Genomic DNA, 16,790 nt, shown 5'->3' on the forward strand with positions numbered 1-16,790 from the left:
GGACTGAGCCCTGTACAATTCAGGACTCAGCACTTGGCAGCGTAACTCACTGTCCAACGAAATGGGGTCACTTCAGGAGTGCCCACCCTACGTCACCGAACGCCGGATGCCAGGGCTAGTCGCCTGCGAATCCGCTCGACTGCCGCCGTATCGTTCGCGGCCTGTGCGCGCTGCTCCTGCACGCCGAGCCACATCAACAGCGGCCGGCGCCAGCCTTGCTCCGAGGCCGTATTCGCGGCCAACTCGATATCGGCCGGCGTGATGCGCCCTGCTTTGAACAAGGCGCCCGCCGCGACCAGGCGTGCCAGGGGATCTGCCAGGCCAGCCAGCGAGCCGCTCGCCACCACCGGCCGATGCTGCTCCGGCAGCGCCGCCGCATCCAGGCCTTCCCAGCGGCCGGCGATGTAGGCCGCGTACGCGCGCTGCTGCGCCGTGGCGTCGGCCGACAGCGCAACAAATCCCGGACAGCCGTCGAACTCCAGGCTGGCCGTCAGCGTCGCGCAGCGCACCAGCTCGACCTGCGCCACCAGTGCCGGCTGCCCGGTACTGGCGGTCTCGCGCCGCGCGCGCAGGAACTCCGCGTTGGCCGCCGCCGTATTCCCGCGCAGGTAGTCATCGGTAAAACCGTCGAGCGCGTCCTTTGCATCGGCCTGCCAGCTCGGCGGCGCCGGTTTGCTGGCGCAGCCGGCCAGCACCAGAGCAACCAGGATCAGGGGCATCTTCATGGCAGCTTGATCTCCTGCTTCGCTTGGCCGAACGGCCACTTGCGGTTGATTTCATCGACCAGGCGGTTCACCTTGCGCAGGCTGGCGTCGACCTCGCCGCGCAGCGCGCCCAGGTCTTCGGTGGCCACGCGCGCATTCGAACCCACGGCCTGGGCCTCGACCAGCACCGCGTCGACCTTCTTCAGCGTGCCGCGCGCATCCTGCAGCACGCCCTGCAGCTCGACCACTGCCGCCTGGGCATCGTCGACCATGCCCTTCTTGCCGTACAGGCGCTGGTCGGTCTTGGCCAGCAGGGTATCCAGGCGCTGCAGGGTCTGCACGAACTTGCTGGCTTCGTCGTCGCCCAATGCGCCGCTCAGCAAGCCGTACTTGCCGGACAGGCGGCCGGTCAGCGTCTGCAGGTTATCCAGGCTGCCGCTCATCGACGAGCCGTCGGCCGTCATGTTCTCCAGGTTGTTCAGCAGCGAACGGGCGGTGGCCACCAGGCCCGGAATCTCGGCCGTCACGTCGCCGCGCAGCACCGGCCGCACCGAGTTGTCGGGCAGCGGCGGATCGTCCAGCAGGCCGGTAAAGGCGCGAATGCGGGTCTCGCCCACCACGCTGCGCTCCAGGGTGAAGACGCTGGAGGTGCGCAGCCATTTGGCGTCTTCCTTCGAGACGTCGATCACGATGTTGACCTTGCCGTCTTTCGCCAGGTCGACCAGGCGCACGCGCCCGATCGGGAAGCCGGCGAAGGTCATGTCCATGCCGGGGATGACGCCCTCGGAGTTGTCGGTCTCGAGCACCAGTTTCTGGGTCGGCTCGAACACGCCGCGCGCGTACATCACGTACACGACAAAGGCGACGATCAGCGCGGCGACCACCGCCAGCAGGATCATCGCCTTGGTTTCCACGTGGGCCGGTTCGTCCTGGATTGGTTCGTTCATGATGAATGGTCAGATGTATTTGATGGCAAGCGAGGAGCCTTCGATCAACAGCAGCACGAACAGCAGGCGCAGCGCGCCGGGCTGGACGTTCGAGGCCAGGCGGCGCGGGTAGCGCTGCAGTTCGAGGATGGCGGCGGTCGGGATCACGGCCACCGCCAGGCCGAACAGCACAGTCTTGAGCACGAAGCCGATGGTCACCACCGGCTCGAACACGCGGCCGACGGTGCGGGTGTAGTCCGGCAAGCCCCAGGGCGAGAGGCCGTAGACGTTCAGGTAGGCCAGCAGCAGCACGATGCTGGAGCTGACCATCGCCAGGCTCAGGACCGAGAAGGCGTTCGCGAACAATTGCGGCACCAGGTCGCGGCGCAGGCGGCGCAGGGCCTCGGCGTTGATGGCGTCGGTGGGCAGGCCGGCGCGCGCCAGGCCCAGGGCCGAGGCGTCGAAGGCCATGCCGGCGCGCAGCGCGGTGAATAGCGCGGCCGACAGGGGAATCAGTTCCAGCACCAGCACCCGCACCACCATCTCCAGGGCGTAGCGCGACAGGCCGTAGCTGAGCGCCGTCACCAGCACGATGCGGATGATGACGAGGCTGATCAGGGCCGAGAGCAGCGTGAACCAGGGCAGGACTTTCCAGGTGCCGGCGTGGATGTAGAGGGCGGTGGCATGGCGGCTGGCGCGGCTGTAGCTCGAGGGCGTGAGGGCCGTGACGATCGCCACGGCGCCGAGATGGAACATGTACCACCAGCTGCGCAGGTAGCGGGCGAAGGCCAGGCCCCAGAGGCTGGGGCGGGTGGCGAGGTTGAGGGTGCGGCGGACGATCATGCGCTCAAGCCCCGCTTCGCGTGCAGGGGCGAGATCGGGGGCCGCAGGCATGCCCGTATGCACGGCCGCAGGCCGCTCATGCTTCCGCGTGGGCACGGGGTGCCCACCCTACGGTCGCGGCCAACGATGCATCAGGCGCGCGGAGCCGATCGACCATGAACAGCGAGGCCATCATTGGCGCCGCGCCTCGTGCACGTTCTGCACCTCGCGGATCGCGCCCAGGGCCTTTTGCAGCTGGCTGGTCGAGCCGATCTCCGCGGTGAACACCATGCGCGCCTGGCCCTTGGTCGACTGGGTGTTCACGCCCGTGACGTTGATCTTCTCGCGCGAAAACACCTCGGAAATGTCGCGCAGCAGGCCCTGGCGGTCGCTCGCCAGGATGAAGATATCGACCGGGTAGACCGTCTCGCTGCCGGCCGAACCCCACTCGGTCTGGATCACGCGCTCGGGCGCCTTGGTGCGCATCTCGGCGAAGTTCTTGCAGGAGAGCCGGTGAATCGACACGCCCTTCCCGCGCGTGACAAAACCCACGATCGGGTCCGGCGGCGCCGGCTTGCAGCACTTGGCCAGCATCGTCATCAGGCCCTCGGTGCCGACCACCAGCACGCCGGATTTCGCACCCTGCTCCACGCTCGAAGCGCGGCTCTTGTTGACCACGGCCGCGTCTTCGGGCGGCGGCGGCTCGGCGGCTTCGTGCAGCGCCGCTTCCACGTGGCGCAGGCTGAACTTCTCCTTGCCGACCGCGATGAACAGATCGTCGACCTTGGCGAAGCCCAGCTTGTGCGCCAGCGCTTCCAGGTTCACCGCCGTCTTGCCCTCGCGCTGCAGGGACTTCTCGACCAGCGCCCGTCCCTGCGCCAGGGTCTCGGCCATGTCCATCGCGTGGAACCAGGCGCGGATCTTCGAGCGCGTGCGGCTGCTGACCGTGTACTCGGGACTGAGCCAGTCGCGCGACGGTCCGGCGCTGCCGGCCGGGCCCTTGGCGGTGATGACCTCGCAGGTCTGGCCGTTGCGCAGCGGTGTGTTCAGCGGCACCATCACGCCGTCGATCTTGGCGCCGCGGCAGCGGTGGCCGACTTCGCTGTGCAGGTGGTAGGCGAAGTCGATCGGCGTGGCGCCGACCGGCAGTTCCAGCACCCGCGCCTGGGGGGTCAGCACGAAGATGCGGTCGTCGAGCGTGGTCGCCTTCAGCTTCTCGACCCACTCCTTCTGCACGTCCTCGCCGGCCACGGCGTCGGCGACGTCGCTCTTCCAGGCCAGCAGCTGGCGCAGCCAGGCGATCTTTTCGTCGTACTTCTCGCCCTTGAAGGTCGAGCCGCCGGACTCTTTATAGCGCCAGTGCGCGGCGATGCCGTACTCGGCGAAGTTGTGCATCTCCTGGGTGCGGATCTGCACTTCGAGCGGACGCCCGTCCTCGGCCGTGACCACCGTATGCAGCGACTGGTAGCCGTTCGGCTTGGGACGGGAGATGTAGTCGTCGAACTCCTTCGGGATCGGGGTCCAGATGTTGTGCACCAGGCCCAGCACCGTGTAGCAGGTCTTCACATCCGGCACGATCACGCGGAATGCGCGCACGTCGTACAGCTCGGAGAAATCGAGGTCCTTGCCGCGCATCTTGTTCCAGATGCTGTAGATGTGCTTCGGCCGCCCGCTCACCTCGGCCTTGATGCCGGCCGACTTCAACTCGCCTTCCAGGCGGTCGATCGAGGACTGCACGAAGCCTTCGCGCGCCATGCGCTTTTCTTCCAACATCCTGGCGATGCGTTTATACGTATCCGGCTGCAGGAAGCGGAACGACAGGTCTTCCAGCTCCCACTTCAGCTGCCAGATGCCGAGGCGGTTCGCCAGCGGCGCATACAAATCCATCACCTCGCGGCCGTAGTCGCGGGTGGTGTCGTCGAAGCGCTTCTGCTCGGCGAACCAGCGCAGCATGGTGGCGCAGGACGACAGGCGCACCAGCACCACGCGCATGTCGGTGGCCATGGCCAGCAGCATCTTGCGCAGGGTTTCGATGTGGGCCGCCGCTTCCTGGGCCGCGTTCTTGCCGCGCCCGAGCACCGGCTGCGCCACGGTGAGGTCGCGCAGGCGGATCAGTTGCTGGACGCCGCGCACCAGCGTCGCCACCTCGCTGCCGAACAGCTGCTCCAGCGTCTCGACGATGGCCGGCTCGAACATCGCCAGCTCGAACAGCAGGCCGGCGATGCGGGTTTCGACGTCGCTGCGCAAATAGGCCAGCGTGCCGGCCACGCCCAGCGAAAACTCGAAGGCGTTCTGGTTCGATGCCAGGGCGCGCTCGCCATAGGCGGCCGCGGCGTAGTCGAGCGCATGCTGCACGCGTGCGCATTCCTCAGGGCTGAGGCCCTGAACCAGCTGGGTGGTGGCGTCGCCGAGGGCGGCGGTGGAAACCATCGCTTAGCGCAGCGCGGCGGTGACGACGATCTCCACCAGGCAGGCCGGGTTGGCGAGCTTCGATTCGACGGTGGCGCGTGGCGGCGTGTGGCCTTGCGCCACCCACTCGTCGTAGACCGCGTTCATGCCGGCGAAGTGCGCCATGTCGGCGATGTAGATCTGGCACATCAGGATGCAGGTCTTGTCGCTGCCGGCCTCGGTCAGCAGGCGGTCGACGTGGCCCAGCACTTCGCGGGTCTGGCCCTCGATGTCCTGGGTGGTGTCTTCGGCGATCTGGCCGGCCAGGTACACGGTGCCGTTGTGGACAGCGGTTTCGGAGAGGCGTTTGCCAACGTGGTAACGGGTGATTTCCATCTTCTTCTCTTTCTAGAACGTGGGGCTTCGGTCGGATGAACCTCAGCCCAGTAAAAATGCGCGTGCAAGCGCGATCTGGTCGGCGTGCACGAAGGTGGGCGCGTGGCCGACGCCAGGGAACTCGACCAGGCGCGGACGCGGGCCGCGCGTCGTCATTTCCTGCGCCGTCGCGTGCGACAGCAGGTCGGACAGTTCGCCGCGCACCAGCAGCGTCGGGCAACGGATCGCATCGAATGCGCGCCACAAGGCCGCCTGGCCCATTTCGGCGCGCGCGGCGGTGACGGCCTTGAACGGCTCGGCCAGCGCCAGGTCGTAGTGGCGCACCCACTCGCCGTTCGGCGCCTGGCGCAGCACGTCGTGCGCCAGCTTGCGCCATTCGTCATCGGTGTGCGGGCCGAACGAGCTCGACACTTCCCGCACGAAGCGTGCGCCGGCGTCGAAGTCCGGGAAGCGCAGGTCCTGGCCGATGTAGTCGGCGATGCGGCGCATCGCGGCTTCGTCGAGCACCGGGCCGATGTCGTTCAGCACCAGCTTGGCGATCGGCGTCTCCGGCAACGAAGCCAGCACCATGCCGATCAGGCCGCCCATCGAGGTGCCGAACCAGTCGACCCGGCTGTCTTCGCTCTCTGCCGTCACGCGCGCGATCAGCGTCACCATGTCGGCCACGTACTGGGGCACCGCATACAGCTGCGGGTCGCGCAGGTGGTCGGACCGGCCGCGCCCGGCCACGTCGGGGCAGACCACGCGGTAGGTGTCCGACAAGTCGCGCGCCAGGGCGTCGAAGTCGTCGGCCACGCGCGTCACGCCATGCACGCAGACCAGCACGCGCGGGTTGGCCGGGTCGCCCCACTCCTTGTAGGCGATGCGGTGCAGGCCAGCCCGCGAGCTGCACTGCACATGTTTGATCCTCGCTTCGCTCATCCCGCCTCCATGATGCAATATTGTCTGCCTGTTCAGCCGCAACCGACATTTTAGCTGGCAGTGCGATTAGAATTCTACCAATTCCGAGCAGGCACCTTGAACACCACTTTAAAGAGGGCAGCATGAGTCTCAGCAAAAGCGCAAGCACCAGCATAAAGATGTTAAGCGGTAAAACGGCACTCGTCACCGGCTCCACCTCGGGCATCGGCCTCGGCATCGCCCGTGCGCTGGCCGAACAGGGCGCGAACATCGTCTTCAACGGCTTCGGCGACGCCCAGCAGATCGAAAAGCTGTACACCGACGTCGGCCAGGAATTCGGGGTGCAGACCGCCTACCACAACGCCGACATGTCGAAGCCCGAGCAGATCGAGGCGATGATGCAGTTTGCATCCGTCAAATTCGGCGGCGTCGACATCCTGGTCAACAATGCGGGCATCCAGCATGTGGCGCCGGTCGAGGACTTCCCGGTCGAGAAATGGGACGCCATCATCGCCATCAACCTGACCTCGGCCTTCCACACCACGCGCCTGGCCCTGCCCGGCATGAAGCAGAAGAACTGGGGCCGCATCGTGAACCTGGCCTCGGTGCACGGCCTTGTCGGCTCGGCGCAGAAATCGGCGTATGTCGCGGCCAAGCACGGGCTGGTCGGCTTCACCAAGGTGACCGCGCTGGAAACCGCGCAGACCGGCGTGACCTGCAACGCGATCTGCCCGGGCTGGGTGCTGACGCCGCTGGTGCAGAAGCAGGTCGACGACCGCGCCGCACGCGAAAGCGTGTCGAACGACGAGGCGAAGCGCGCGCTGCTGGCGGAGAAGCAGCCTTCGGGCGAATTCGTCACGCCGGACGAACTGGGTGCGCTGGCGGTGTTCTTCTGCTCGCCGGCCGGGGCGCAGGTGCGCGGCGTGGCGTGGAACATGGATGGGGGCTGGGCCGCGCAGTAAGCAGTTTCGTAGGGTTGGGGTAATTGATGCCGGGGGCATCAATTACGTGCCCACGCGGTCTCATCGAATGACCATCGGCGAACGAAAACGAAACCGGGATGCACGCATCGCCATCCCGATTTGTGCCGCCCTCGTGCATGTGATGATCCCGCGTGGACACAGCTGTCCACCCTACGAAAAGCAATCCCGTATGCGACAATTCTGCCCTTCGATACCACAGCAGAACCAGCATGCAGCACTTTGAACGGCGGCGCGACCGCTTCGACCTCTTCGACCGCATGGACAGCCCCGCGGTCAACCTCTGCTTCACGATGGACCTGCCGGACTTCCGGCCCTGGTGCAAGGCGCAGGGCCTGCCGCCCTTCCACGTGCTGCTGTGCGCCGTGCTGCGCTCGGTGCTGGCGATTCCGAACTTCCGCTACCGCGTGTTCGAGGGCGAGGTCATCGAGATCGACCGTTTAATGCCCTCGTTCACGGTCACCAACCAGCACCACGACCTGAATTTCGCCCTGTTCGACTGGTCCGACGACCTGCGCGAGTTCGTACGGCGCAGCGTGGCCGCGCGCGACGAGGCTGGCGCCATGCTGGCGTTGAACAACGCCTACGCCGGCCTGTCGCCGCGCCAGGCAAAGGACCAGGTCTTCATCACCTGCATACCGTGGCTCGATTTCACGTCCATCCAGCATCCGGCCGCCAGTCTCGGCGCGCCCGACATTCCCTCGCTGGCCTGGGGCAAGTTCAAGGATGGCCCGAACGGCCGCCTGGCGCTGCCGTTCTCGGTGCAGGCCCACCACGGCTTCGTCGACGGCTACCACATCCACCAGCTGGCGCAGCGGATCGCAGCCGAGCTGGAAGGTTTCATGGTCTAGCCTGCCGAGGCGATGCCAGCGCGCGGCGCACAGATTCTGCTTGACGCGGAAATATGATGATCATAATATGAAGTCCATCATATTTTGTTTCAGCCGTCATGAACTCCGAAGCCAAGCAAACCCGGCGCGAGCTTTCCCACCAGCGCATCCTCGACGCGGCCGCCCGCGCCGTGCGCCGTCACGGCTATGCCGGTGTCGGCGTGGCCGAGGTGATGAAAGAAGCCGGCCTCACTCACGGCGGCTTCTACGCCCACTTCAAGTCGCGCGACGCCCTGCTCGCCGCCGCGCTCGACCATGCCGGGGCCGGCAGCGCCAGGGTGCTGGCGCGGCGCCTGGAACTGGCGCGCGAAGCCGGCATCAGCCCCTTGCGCGCCCTGGTCGACGGCTACCTGAGCGAAGAGCATGTGGCAGCGGCCGAACGTGGCTGCCCGGTTGCCGCTCTCGGGTCCGAGATGAGCCGCCAGCAGGAAGACGTGCTGGCCGCTTCGCGCCGCCGCGTGCTGGGGCTGATCGGCATCGTGCGCCAGGCGCTGCCGCCAAGCGCATCTGAGGCGCAGGCGCAGGTGATTGCCAGCACCCTGGTCGGCACCCTGCAGTTGGCGCGCGCGCTCGGCGACGGCGCCGGTCCGCTGCTGCAAGCGTCACGCGAGGCCTTGCTGGCGCAGTACGACAAGGCGTCTCCGTAGGGTGGGTTCTCGAACCCACCATCTACATGCGACAAGCACTGGATACGCATGGTGGGTACAAGTACCCACCCTACATTTCGCCTTCAAATATGATGAGCGTCATATTTTCTTAACCTGAAAGAGGAACGCCATGAAACTCGCAGATGCCACCGTCTTCATCACCGGCGCCAACCGTGGCCTCGGTCTCGCCTTTGCGCGTGCTGCTTTGGCAGCGGGCGCACGCAAGGTCTATGCCGCCGCGCGCGACCCGGGCAGCATTGCCCTGCCCGGCGTCGTGCCGATCGCGCTCGACGTCAACAATCCCTCGCAGCTTGCGGTCGCCGCTGCCGACTGCGGAGACGTCACCCTGGTCATCAACAACGCCGGCATCGCCACCACCGGCGGCCTGCTCGACGTCGGCAGCATCGAGGCCACCCAGCGCATGATGGAGACCAATGTCTACGGCATGCTGCGCGTCAGCCAGGCCTTTGCCCCGGTGCTGGCCAGGAACGGCGGCGGCGCGCTGCTGAACGTGCTGTCGGTATCGAGCTGGCTCAGCGCGCCGGTGCTGGCCGGGTATGCGGTGTCGAAAGCCGCCGCCTGGAGCATGACCAACGGCCTGCGCAACGAACTGCGTGCGCAGGACACGCAAGTGCTCGGCCTGCACGTCGGCTTCATCGACACCGACCTGACCAAGGGCTTCGACGCACCGAAGCTGGCGCCGGATTTCGTGGTCGAGCGGGCCTATGCGGCGCTGGAAGCCGGCGCCAGCGAAATCGCGGTCGACGAATGGACGCAGGGGATCAAGCGCGGCCTGTCGAACGAACCCGGCATCTACATCGGCATCTCTCCCGATTCTGCACGCTGATCCTTTTCGGGCCACCACCATGACCACTCCCTCCATCGCCCCGTCCCCGCTGGCCGCCGGCGCCGCAGCCAGCGCCTCTCCCTGGCCCATCTTCTGGATCGCTAGCATCGCCGTCTTCCTGGTCTCGCTCGACGCCACCCTGCTGTACGCCGCCTTCGGCCCGCTCGGGCGCAGCTTCCCGAGCGCCACGCCGGCCGACATGTCCTGGGTGCTGAACGCCTACACCATCGTCTACGCCGCCATGCTGGTGCCGGCCGGCGGCCTGGCCGATACGCACGGCCGCAAGCGCGTGTTCCTCGGCGGCGTAACGATCTTCCTCGCCGCGTCCGCCGCCTGTGGCATGGCCGACAGCGTGGCCTTTCTGATCGCGGCGCGCGTGGCGCAGGCGCTCGGCGCGGCGCTGCTGACGCCGGCCTCGCTGTCGATCATCCTCGACGCTTTTCCGAAGGAGAAGCGCGCCGTTGCCGTCAGCCTGTGGGGCGCCGTCGGCGGCCTGGCGGCGGCCGTGGGGCCGAGCCTGGGCACGACCGTCATCGAACACTTCGGCTGGCCGGCGGCGTTTTACCTGAACCTGCCGCTGGGCGCCTTGTCCCTGTGGTTCGGCGCGGCGCGGCTGCAAGAAGCCGGTGCCGTTGCAAGCCGGCAGCGGGTGGACGTGGTTGGCATGCTGCTCCTGATCCTGGCGGTGGGCGCGTTTGCGATGGCGATCACGCAGTCCGAGTCGCCGCACTGGAGCCGGGTCGAGCTGGCGGTGCTGGCCCTGAGCGGCGTCGTGGGACTGGGCGCCTTTGTCATCTGGGCGCGCACGGCCAGCGCGCCGCTGGTGGACCTGGCGCTGTTTGCGAACCGCAGCTACAGCCTGGTGAACCTGGCGACGCTCGCCTTCGGCACCGCGTTCGCGCTGATGTTCTTCTCCTACTTCGCCTATCTCACCAAGGTCTGGCACTACAGCCTGCCCGCCGCCGGCCTGGCGGTGACGCCGGGGCCGCTGACCGTGGTGCCGACAGCGATCATCGCCGGGCGCATCGCCGCGCGCTACGGACACCGGCGCGTGCTGGTGCCGGGCGCGCTGGTGTATGCGTGCAGCAGTTTGTGGCTGTTGACGATGGTGGGGAGCGAACCGCATTACCTGACGCAATGGCTGCCGGCGGTGCTGCTCAGCGGGACGGGTGTCGGCATGGTGCTGCCGTCGCTGGCGGGTGCGGCCGTGGCCAGGTTGCCGCCGGCGCAGTATGCGGTGGGCAGCGCGGTGAACCAGGCGACGCGCCAGCTGGGCGGGGCGCTGGGGGTGGCGATTGCCGTGGTGCTGGTGGGATCGGCGACGCTGACGCGGGCGGATTTCGTGCCCTTGTATGCCTTGCACGTGACACTGGCGCTGCTCACATGTGGCTTGTGCCTCGGCGTGAATACGCGCAAAACAGGTGAATGAGCCTGGCGGTGCCTCGCCGTATGCGGATGGTGGGTTCGAGAACCCACCCTGCAATGTAGGGTGGGGACTCGTCCCCACCGATCAAGACGAGACGCCGCCGCCCATCCCACGCAGAACCGCAACCTGGCCGATGATGGGCACGCCATTCTCGCTGCGCAGCGGCGACGATTCCAGCAACGTGACCCGGAAGCCATGCGCCTCCGCCAGCCGGCGCAGGTAACCGGCCGAATGCGCATAGCGGTTCGACGCCTGCAGCACGAAGTCCTCGCCCGCGCAGGTTTCGGTGGAAAAGCAGAACGCGCCGCCTGGCTGCAGCACCCGCTTCACTTCACCGAACACGGCGGCCAGGTCGCCGAAGTACACGAACACGTCGGCCGCCACGACCAGGTCGACGCCATCGCTCTCCTGCGCCAGGAAGGCGACGATGTCGGCGCAGGCCAGGCGGTCGTATCGCCCTGTCTCGCGCGCCTTGTCCAGCATCCGCTCCGACAGATCGACGCCCACCAGCGAGCGTGCGCCCGGCTTCAGATAAGGCGCGCACAGCCCGGTGCCACAGCCCAGGTCGAGCACATCGCCACTGATAGACACCTGCGCCTGGCGCAAGGCGGCATCGATGGCCGCCGGCGTGCGGTAGTCCAGCACCCCGGTCAGGTGCTGGTCGAAGTGACCGGCATACTGGTCGAACAGCGCCTTCACGTAATCCTGCGGCGCGCGTTCCGGCGTGCCGCCCACACCAAGCGCGGCAAGCGCGAAGTCGACCTGGCCTGTATCGACGCCATGCTCGCCGAGGATCCGGCGCGCGGACGCGTAGGCGTCGATGGCGTCCGGCTTGCGCTCCAGGGCCACCAGCGTCGCCGCGCGATGCTCGTGCGTGGCCGCATGGCCGGGCCGTAGCGCCAGCGCCCGGTCGTAGCTGCGCAGCGCCTCGTCGAAGCGGCGCAGCTTGTGCAGCGCCATGCCACGGCCGGCATGGGCCTCGGCCATATTCGGGTCGACCGCCAGCGCGTGGTCGTAGGCATCGACCGCATCGCGCAGGCGGCGCAGCAAATACAAGGCATTCGCGCGCACGCACAGCGCCTGCGCATAGCGCGGCTGGCCGGCCAGTGCGCGCTCGGCGCTCTCCAGCGCGGCCTGCGGCTGGCCGAGGTCGAGCAGTGCCGCCGCGCGGTTGCAGGCCGCTTCCGGATACGGCGAGCGCAGCGCCAGCGCGCGGTCGTAGCTGTCGATTGCTTCCTGCGCGCGCCCCAGCTTGCGCAGCGCGTTGCCGCGGTTGGCGAAGGCCATCGCGTACGATGGATTCAGGCGCAGCGCCTGGTCGTAGCTGGCCAGCGCCTCGGCGCTGCGGCCCAGGTCTTGCAAGGCTGCCCCGAGGTTGCAGTGGGGCGCGGCCTGGGCCGGATTGATGGCGATGGCCTGCACGATCAGGTCGACGGCCTGCGCCGCATCGCCCTGCTGGCGCGCAATCACGCCGAGCAGGTGCAGGGCGTCGAACTGCTTCGGCACGGCGGCCAGCACCTCGCGGTACAAGGCCTGCGCCTGCGCCAGCCGGCCTGCCTGGTGATGTGCGACGGCCTGCTGCAACAGCTGCGTCATGTCGCCCTTTCCTGCCTGTGTCATGCCTGCCTTTCGAATGTGGATCGGCGCAAGGATACCGGAAGGCCTGTCACGTCGCCAGGCAGTCCGCTATCATTCCATCTTCACAACAATAAGAGACCCGCCATGCGCCGCTGGACCCGCAAACTCGCCGTCACCACCCTCACCTTACTCGCCGTATCCGCCGCCCAGGCGGCCGAACCGCGCACCCTCTTGCTCACTGCCGACCGCGTCTGGACCGGCGACGGCCAGGCTAGAACCGGCTGGGCGGTACTGGTGGGCGATGGCCGCATCAAGGAAGTCGGCCCGCTCCAGAAGATCGCCGTCCCGGCCGACGCCGAGCGCATCGCCCTGCCCGGCAAGACCCTGATCCCGGGCCTGATCGACCTGCACTCGCACGTGCTGCTGCATCCGTATAACGAAACCACCTGGGACGACCAGGTGATCAAGGAACAGGTGGAGTACCGCACCCTCCTCGCAGGCAAGCACGCAAAGGAGACGCTGCAGGCTGGCTTCACCACCCTGCGCGACCTCGGCACCGAAGGCGCCAACTACGCCGACGTCGCCGTCAAACGCGCCATCGAAGGGGGCGTGGTCGACGGCCCGCGCCTGCTGATCGCCACCAAGGCGATCGTGGCCAGTTTCAGCTACGGCCCGGCCGAGCGCAGCTACCGCCCGGACATGGAGATCCCCTATGGCGCCCAGCCGGCCACCGGCGTCGACGAGGTGACCAGGGCGGTGCGCGAGCAGGCCGCGCACGGCGCCGACTGGATCAAGTTCTATGCCGACTACCGCACCGGCGTCGACGGCACCAGCCGTCCGACCTTTACGATGGAAGAGATGAAGGCGATGGTGGCCGCCGCCCACGTCACCGCGCGCAAGGTGGCGGCCCACGCCAGCACCGACGAGGCGATCCGCATGGCGGTGCTGGCCGGGGTCGACACGATCGAGCATGGCTATGGCGCCAGCGAGGCCACCTTCCGCCTGATGAAGGAGCGCGGCACCGCGTACATCCCGACGCTCACGGCGCCGGAGGCGATCGGCGAATACTTCCAGAAGCATGTGCGCGGCGGCGAGCCGACGCCGTCGATGAAGGAGGCGGCACGGGCCTTTGCCCTGGCGCGCAAGGTCGGGGTCGTGATCGGGAATGGCAGCGACGTCGGCGTGTTCACGCACGGGACCAATGCGCGCGAACTGGAATGGATGGTGCGGCTGGGGATGACGCCGACGGAGGCGCTGCGCGCGGCGACCGCGGTGGCGGGCGATATCCTTGGCAAGGGCAAGGACCTGGGGCGCCTGGCGCCGGGCGCGTTGGCGGACGTGGTGGCGGTCGAGGGCGATCCGACGGCGGATATCGCGGCCCTGCGCAAGGTGGGTTTCGTCATGAAAGGCGGGAAAGTCTACCGCAAGCCGTAACGGGGTTGTAGGGTGGACACCTGTGTCCACGCGGTCGTACCCATGCCAATCCTACCGATGAAAGAAACCGGCGACGTCCGCGACCCTCCGGGTTGGCGTTTCAACATGCATGCGCTGTACCGCGTGGGCTCGGGAGCCCACCCTACGAACATCGGTAGGGTGGGTTCTCGAACCCACCATTTGCGTGGCCAATGCGCACCGGTACGCGTGGTGGGTACGAGTACCCACCCTACATCGGTGCATGCATGCACCACCGTCAGTCATCCGTTTTATTGATATCCGCCATCAATACGGACATCAAGAAACCATATGACGGTCATTCACGGACCTGCGGATATCCACAATATGCACCCGCGAGAGATTTTGTGATGATGCGATCACCATCAACCTCTCGAGAAGAGTTGTCATGAAAAAGCCATTCTATAAAATCCTGTACGTACAGGTCCTCTTCGCCATCGTGCTGGGCGTCCTGCTGGGCGTGTTCCATCCCGAGCTCGGCGAGAAGATGAAGCCTTTGGGAGACGGCTTCATCAAACTGATCAAGATGATCATCGCACCGGTCATCTTCTGCACCGTGGTGGCGGGTATCGCCGGCATGCAGGACATGAAGAAGGTCGGCCGCGTCGGCGGCAAGGCCCTGCTCTACTTCGAGGTCGTGTCGACCTTCGCGCTGGTGATCGGCCTGCTGGTGGCGAACATCGCCAAGCCGGGCGCCGGCTTCAACGTCGACGTCGCCCACCTCGATACCAAGGCGATCGCCCAGTACACCGAGAAGGCCTCGCACCAGAGCACGGTCGATTTTCTCATGAACATCATCCCGAACACCTTCGTGGATGCCTTCGCCAAGGGCGACATCCTGCAGGTGCTGCTGATCGCGATCCTGTTCGGCGTGGCCCTGTCGATGCTGGGTGAGCGCGGCCGTCCGATGACCAAGATCATCGACGACTTCTCGCACGTCATCTTCGGCGTGGTGAACATCGTCATGAAGCTCGCTCCGATCGGCGCGTTCGGCGCAATGGCCTTCACCATCGGCAAATACGGCCTGGCCTCGCTGGTCCCGCTGGCAAAGCTGATGGGTTCGTTCTACCTGACCTGCTTCCTGTTCGTCGTCATCGTGCTGGGCACCATCGCCAAGATGACCGGCTTCTCGATCTTCAAGTTCATTTCCTACATCAAGGAAGAACTGCTGATCGTGCTCGGCACCAGCTCGTCGGAATCGGCCCTGCCGGCCCTGATGCGCAAGCTGGAAAAGCTGGGCTGCTCGAAGTCGGTGGTGGGCCTGGTGGTCCCGACCGGTTACTCGTTCAACCTGGACGGCACCAACATCTACATGACCATGGCCGCCCTGTTCGTTGCCCAGGCAACCAACACCGACCTCACGCTCACCCAGGAACTGACCATCCTCGCCGTGGCGATGCTGACCTCGAAAGGCGCATCGGGCATCACCGGCGCCGGCTTCATCACCCTGGCCGCAACCCTGGCCGTGGTCCCGACCATCCCGGTGGCCGGCATGGCGCTGATCCTCGGTATCGACCGCTTCATGAGCGAATGCCGCGCCCTCACCAATTTTGTGGGCAACGGCGTGGCCTCGGTGGTGGTGTCGAAGTGGGAGAAGGAACTCGACCACGACCGCATGAACGCCGTCCTGAACGGCACCTACGTCGAACCGGCCGAGACCATCGACCCAGTGGTCGGCACCCCGGTGATCCAGAAGGTAGCGTAATCGCCTTCGGCTCCCAGGAAACCGCGCCTCGTGCGCGGTTTTTTTTCGTCCCTGCCCGGCCCAGGCAAACCGCACCGCCTGATGCTAAGATCGCTTGCATGACACAACAGCAAAGGGACACGGACATGAGCAGGGACAGCACTTCCGCGGCGGCGCACGACTTCGACGCCGCCATCGCCCTGGCAAGCATCGGCGACAACGAGACGCAAGGCCAGACCCATCCCGCCTACGGCAACATGGTCGGTCCCTTCGGCGGCATCATCGCCGCCACTTTGCTGAACGCGGTCATGCGCCACCCCGATCTGCTGGGCGAACCGGTCTCGCAGACCGTCCACTTCGCCGCCCCGATCGCCGACGGCGGTTTCACGGTCCGGACGCGTGTGATGCGCACCAATCGCACGACCCAGCACTGGCATGTGGAATTGATCCAGAACGGGGAAGTGGCCGCCTTTGCCACGGCGGTCACCGCGGTGCGGCGCGAAACCTGGGCCACCCTCGACGCCAGCTTCCCCAAGGTGCCGCCGGCCGGCAGCATCGCGCCTGCTCCGCACATTGCCCGCGCCGCCTGGACCGGCCGCTACGAGATGCGCTTCATCGACGGCGCGCCCGGCGCCCCGGACACGCCCAGCGACAGCTCGCAGTCGACCATGTGGATCCGCGACACGCCCGAGCGCCCGCTCGACTACCTGTCGCTGGCCGCCCTGTGCGACGCCTTCTATCCGCGCATCTTCGTGCGCCGCCCGAAGTGGGTGCCGATCGGAACCGTGGCCCTGACCACCTTCCTCCACGCCGACGCGCAGCAGCTGGCAGCGCAAGGCAGCGCGCCGCTGCTCGGCGTGGCGCGCGCGCAGCGCTTCGGCAACGGCTTCTTCGACCAGAGCGCCGAGATGTGGAACGAGCGCGGCGAGCTGCTGGCCACCAGCCACCAAGTGGTGTATTTCAAGGAATGAAGCAGTTCGACCTCGTGGCGATCGACATCGACGGCGCCAGCTTCTGGATCACGCATGACGACCGGCAGGGCGGGATCCAGCTCGAAGCGCAGGCGCCCGCGTTCAACGACATCGTGGCCAGGCTGCGGCGCACGCTCAAGGACGGCGCGCGCTGAATCAGGCTGGCGACGCGGCCTGCC

General features: G+C 66.9%; 16 protein-coding genes. 9 read left to right on the forward strand and 7 right to left on the reverse strand.

Translation table 11 applies throughout. The features are described 5' to 3' along the window. Window positions 1-92: 92 nt before the first annotated feature. The 6 genes from QPK31_RS07305 to QPK31_RS07330 all read right to left on the reverse strand — a co-directional run bounded on the left by QPK31_RS07305 (window position 93) and on the right by QPK31_RS07330 (window position 6,157). On the reverse strand, window positions 93-725 hold the full coding sequence (locus QPK31_RS07305) for a hypothetical protein (RefSeq protein ID WP_290422290.1): 633 nt from the start codon (window positions 723-725) through the stop codon (window positions 93-95). Further along, the gene (locus QPK31_RS07310) at window positions 722-1,651 is read right to left on the reverse strand and encodes an MlaD family protein (RefSeq protein ID WP_290422291.1); all 930 of its coding nucleotides are present in this window, start codon (window positions 1,649-1,651) and stop codon (window positions 722-724) included. The genes QPK31_RS07305 and QPK31_RS07310 overlap by 4 nt, the downstream gene beginning before the upstream one ends. A gap of 9 nt (window positions 1,652-1,660) precedes the next feature. Beyond that, window positions 1,661-2,524, reverse strand: a complete 864-nt coding sequence (locus tag QPK31_RS07315) for an ABC transporter permease (RefSeq protein ID WP_290422292.1) — start codon at window positions 2,522-2,524, stop codon at window positions 1,661-1,663. A 120-nt stretch (window positions 2,525-2,644) separates the two neighbouring features. Further along, complete coding sequence (locus QPK31_RS07320; protein ID WP_290422293.1) at window positions 2,645-4,882, reverse strand: bifunctional (p)ppGpp synthetase/guanosine-3',5'-bis(diphosphate) 3'-pyrophosphohydrolase; 2,238 nt, start codon at window positions 4,880-4,882, stop codon at window positions 2,645-2,647. A 3-nt stretch (window positions 4,883-4,885) separates the two neighbouring features. Continuing rightward, the gene (locus QPK31_RS07325) at window positions 4,886-5,236 is read right to left on the reverse strand and encodes a RidA family protein (protein ID WP_290422294.1); all 351 of its coding nucleotides are present in this window, start codon (window positions 5,234-5,236) and stop codon (window positions 4,886-4,888) included. Between the two features lie 42 nt (window positions 5,237-5,278). Next, on the reverse strand, window positions 5,279-6,157 hold the full coding sequence (locus QPK31_RS07330; protein ID WP_290422295.1) for an alpha/beta fold hydrolase: 879 nt from the start codon (window positions 6,155-6,157) through the stop codon (window positions 5,279-5,281). A 158-nt stretch (window positions 6,158-6,315) separates the two neighbouring features. Between QPK31_RS07330 and QPK31_RS07335 the strand changes: the two genes are divergently transcribed. The 5 genes from QPK31_RS07335 to QPK31_RS07355 all read left to right on the forward strand — a co-directional run bounded on the left by QPK31_RS07335 (window position 6,316) and on the right by QPK31_RS07355 (window position 10,929). Next, on the forward strand, window positions 6,316-7,098 hold the full coding sequence (locus QPK31_RS07335; RefSeq protein WP_290422606.1) for a 3-hydroxybutyrate dehydrogenase: 783 nt from the start codon (window positions 6,316-6,318) through the stop codon (window positions 7,096-7,098). 230 nt (window positions 7,099-7,328) lie between these two features. Further along, on the forward strand, window positions 7,329-7,967 hold the full coding sequence (locus tag QPK31_RS07340) for a CatA-like O-acetyltransferase (protein WP_290422296.1): 639 nt from the start codon (window positions 7,329-7,331) through the stop codon (window positions 7,965-7,967). 98 nt (window positions 7,968-8,065) lie between these two features. Next, window positions 8,066-8,653, forward strand: a complete 588-nt coding sequence (locus QPK31_RS07345) for a TetR/AcrR family transcriptional regulator (protein ID WP_290422297.1) — start codon at window positions 8,066-8,068, stop codon at window positions 8,651-8,653. Between the two features lie 130 nt (window positions 8,654-8,783). Next, on the forward strand, window positions 8,784-9,500 hold the full coding sequence (locus QPK31_RS07350; RefSeq protein ID WP_290422298.1) for an SDR family oxidoreductase: 717 nt from the start codon (window positions 8,784-8,786) through the stop codon (window positions 9,498-9,500). Window positions 9,501-9,519: 19 nt separating this feature from the next. Then, window positions 9,520-10,929 carry an MFS transporter gene (locus tag QPK31_RS07355; protein ID WP_290422299.1) on the forward strand — a complete coding sequence of 470 codons (1,410 nt, stop codon included), beginning with the start codon at window positions 9,520-9,522 and terminating at the stop codon, window positions 10,927-10,929. An 81-nt stretch (window positions 10,930-11,010) separates the two neighbouring features. Here QPK31_RS07355 and QPK31_RS07360 read toward each other — a convergent pair whose 3' ends face one another. Then, window positions 11,011-12,522: a tetratricopeptide repeat protein gene (locus tag QPK31_RS07360; RefSeq protein WP_290422300.1), complete on the reverse strand. Its 1,512-nt coding sequence runs from the start codon at window positions 12,520-12,522 to the stop codon at window positions 11,011-11,013. 126 nt (window positions 12,523-12,648) lie between these two features. On the opposite strand from QPK31_RS07360, the gene QPK31_RS07365 reads away from it, so the two are divergent. From QPK31_RS07365 to QPK31_RS07380, 4 genes are all read left to right on the forward strand, one after another. After that, entirely contained in the window at window positions 12,649-13,938 is a 1,290-nt protein-coding gene (locus QPK31_RS07365; RefSeq protein ID WP_290422301.1) for an amidohydrolase family protein, read from the forward strand. A gap of 406 nt (window positions 13,939-14,344) precedes the next feature. Beyond that, window positions 14,345-15,661, forward strand: coding sequence for a dicarboxylate/amino acid:cation symporter (locus tag QPK31_RS07370; protein WP_290422302.1), 1,317 nt, complete (start codon window positions 14,345-14,347; stop codon window positions 15,659-15,661). A 125-nt stretch (window positions 15,662-15,786) separates the two neighbouring features. Further along, on the forward strand, window positions 15,787-16,611 hold the full coding sequence (locus tag QPK31_RS07375) for an acyl-CoA thioesterase II (RefSeq protein WP_290422303.1): 825 nt from the start codon (window positions 15,787-15,789) through the stop codon (window positions 16,609-16,611). Continuing rightward, the gene (locus tag QPK31_RS07380; protein WP_290422304.1) at window positions 16,608-16,766 is read left to right on the forward strand and encodes a hypothetical protein; all 159 of its coding nucleotides are present in this window, start codon (window positions 16,608-16,610) and stop codon (window positions 16,764-16,766) included. The genes QPK31_RS07375 and QPK31_RS07380 overlap by 4 nt, the downstream gene beginning before the upstream one ends. The last annotated feature ends 24 nt before the right edge of the window (window positions 16,767-16,790 follow it).

The organism is Massilia sp. YIM B02769, from assembly GCF_030411995.1.
Taxonomy (GTDB): Bacteria; Pseudomonadota; Gammaproteobacteria; order Burkholderiales; family Burkholderiaceae_D; genus Telluria.